The sequence below is a fragment of the Streptomyces sp. genome, from assembly GCF_050698815.1.
GTDB lineage: Bacteria > Actinomycetota > Actinomycetes > Streptomycetales > Streptomycetaceae > Streptomyces.
In genome coordinates this window covers 1-2,972 of sequence record NZ_JBOHCV010000313.1, presented here as the reverse complement: position 1 = coordinate 2,972, position 2,972 = coordinate 1, and the positions used below count along the sequence as shown (strand labels likewise).

Genomic DNA, 2,972 nt, shown 5'->3' with positions numbered 1-2,972 from the left:
GGGCAGGTGCTCATGACCACGCGCACGCTGAACGTCCAGCTCAGCGCCCTTCTCGCCGAATCCGGGCTCACCTACGAGGCGCTGGCCAAGGCGGTCCGCGCGGTCGCCGCCGAGTGCGGCGCGGACTTACGCACGAACAAGTCCAACGTCGAGCACTGGCTCAGCGGATCCATGCCCCGCGGCGATACACCCCGCTACCTCGCCCTCGCGCTCTCCCGGAGCCTGGGCCGCCTTCTGACTACCGCCGACCTCGGCCTGCCCTCCCCGGCGGAGGCCGGGAATGACACCATCGGACTGTCCCTGGGGGGTGACCCGCTGGACGCCCTGCTGCCGATGTGGAGGTACGAGTTGGATCGCCGCCGCTTCGTCACGTCCTCCGCCTACTCCGTGGCAGCAGCGGCCCTACCGCTCGACCACGTCCAGGACATCGCCGCCCGCACCGCGGCCGCCCGCACCGGCTACACCGTCGGCATGGCCGAAGTCGCCGCCGTCCGTGACATGATCCGCGCGTTCTCCGAGATGGACGAACGCCACGGCGGACAACACGGCCGCAGCGCCCTGGTCACCTACCTCCGCGACGACGTCGCCCCGCTGTGCCGGGCCCGGTTCCGTAGCGACGAAATCCGCCAGCAGATGCTGTCCGCCGCCAGCCGAGGCGTCCACCTGCTGGGCTGGAAGAGCTACGACGCAGGTCAGCAGGGACTCGCCCAGCGCTACTACCTCCAGTCCTACGCTCTGGCCGCCGAATCCGGCCTGCGCGGGCACGACGGATTCGTGATGCGCACGATGGCCATGCAGGGCCTCAAGCTCCATCGCCCCGAGCACTGCCTGGGCTTGGCCGAGACCGGACTGAACCGGGCCAAGGGACGGGTGGACGCCCAGACCGAGGCTCTCTTCCGCGTCGTTCACGCCCACACCCTGGCCAGAAGCGGCAAGCGCCGTGCGGCCCTCTCCGAGGCCGAACACGCCCGCACCCTGCTGACCGGTGCCCCCGGCGACGAGGTGCCGTTCTGGGCGCTGGCCTGGGGCCCACCGGCCGCGTCGGTGTACTCCCGCACCGCCAAGGTCCACGAGACCGTAGGAGACCACCGGGCCGCCGCCGAGCAGTACGCGCTGGCCGCCACGGCCCGCCCCGCGAACACCTACGCGCGGATCGTCGCCCTGGACCTGGTCGCGGGCGCGGAGATGCACCTCAAGCGCGGCAGCATCGAGCAGGCGTGCGCCACCTGGCACCGGGCCATCGACCACATGGACGGTGTCCGCTCCGTCCGCACCCGCAAGGCGGTCTCCCGTATGCGCGGTGACCTCGCACGCTTCCGGGCCCGTGGCCTGCGATGCGTGGCCGATCTCGACGAACGGGGACGCGACTTCCTCGCCGGCCCTGACCTCAGCGGCACCCGGCGAAGCGGCGAACGATCGGTTTCAGGTAGTCCGCGTGCGGACCCGTCAGAGCGGCCAGTTCGTCCGGTGAACGCACCAGGGCGATGTCGTCGAGTTCAGGTTCACGGCCCTGAACACGCTCGGCTGCCGCGGCAGCGGTGAAGTCCGCACGCAATGTCGCCTCAGGAAGGGCAGGGGCAAGGTAGGTCAGGCCGACACTGCCGTTCTCGCCGCGGGTGACGACCCACAACCTCAGATCCTCGGCAGCCGCGCTGATGCCCAACTCCTCGGCAAGTTCTCGCGCGGCCTGGCCGGCCAGTGCCGACTCGTCCAGCACCGCCCCGTCCTGGGGAGGCTCCACCGACCCACCCGGCAGCTGCCAGCGGCCCGGGGCAGCCGTAGAGGGCGACATCCTCGCTGCCAGCACACGGCCGTCGCCGGTCGGCTGAACGACGTTCACGAACAACGAGGGCAGTGCTGTGGCACCGGGAACGCGACGCAGCGCGTAGTGCCGGTAGGTCACCCGCACCCAGGACAGGCGCAGGATGCGCGGGCCGGTCCGCTCCAGTCCCCCACACGCCACCGCAGGCCCGTCGAAAAGGGCGGGGTTGGCTCGGACCGCCATGTCCCACGCCCGGTCTCGGGCCTCAGCGTCATGGGGCGGCAGCAGCGGTTCCGCAGCTTCGGTCAGCAGGAGCCGTTCGACGTCGAAGAGGTCAATGCCCACGGGGGGCAGTGTTTCGGTCACCGGCCCATCGTAGAACCCGCTCCCGGCTTGACCGCCAAACCCGGCCGAGTACGTGCATCTACGGGCGCACCGCCGGCTGCTGGTCGTCGCTGTCCGCTGGCGAGCGGGGGCCCGGCACGCTGGCCGCTGCCAGGTTCAGACGGGCGCCCATGTCGAGATTCACCTCGCCGTAGGGCCGGACATGGGACCAGAACAACGGGGTCAGGCCGCGCCGGTCGGCGGCGGTGAGCAGGTCAGCCCACTCCGGTTCGCCGAGGATGTCCTGAAGCATCAGGGTGTTCACGTAGACTAGGGCCGATTGCAGAATCCTCAGGCACAGCACGAACATCTCCTGCTCGTCGCGCCGGTTCGAGGCGATCTCCCCACCCTTGCCGTACGCGATCACGGAGTTCGCGCCGTTGGAGGACTCCATCACGTTCAGGCCCTCCTCGACCTCCCGCTGAAGATCCCGAAGCCGCAGGTAGCGGGCCACGAAGATGGTCTTCTGGGCGCGGCCGACCTCCAGCATCGCCGCGTAGGTGGGGTGGGAGGCGTTGCGGGTGAAGCGGCGCAGGATCGCCTCGGTGGACGCGGTGCGGGTCCGGATCGCCGTCGCGTACTTGATCATCTGGTCGTACTGCTGGGCGATGAGTTCCCAGCGGATCGGGCGGGTCAGCGCCGCGGTCAGCTGCGGGTAGGCGTCCGGCTCGCCGGCCACGGGCCGGTACAGCTTCACCTTGTTGATCCGCTTGATCCTGGGCAGCAGGTCGAAGTTCAGCAGCCTCGTGATGCCGAACCCGATTTCCGACTGGCCATGACTGTCTGTGTAGTTGGCCTCGACGTCCATGGTGGTGCCGTGCCGCAT

At 70.0% G+C, this 2,972-nt stretch carries 2 protein-coding genes; both read right to left on the bottom strand.

Annotated elements, in window-relative coordinates:
* Positions 1-1,387 precede the first annotated feature (1,387 nt).
* Positions 1,388-2,128, bottom strand: coding sequence for an NUDIX domain-containing protein (locus ACRDP3_RS11405; protein WP_431516772.1), 741 nt, complete (start codon positions 2,126-2,128; stop codon positions 1,388-1,390).
* Between the two features lie 58 nt (positions 2,129-2,186).
* Positions 2,187-2,972: Tn3 family transposase (locus ACRDP3_RS11400; protein ID WP_431516771.1), on the bottom strand; the 786-nt coding region annotated here is incomplete at its 5' end.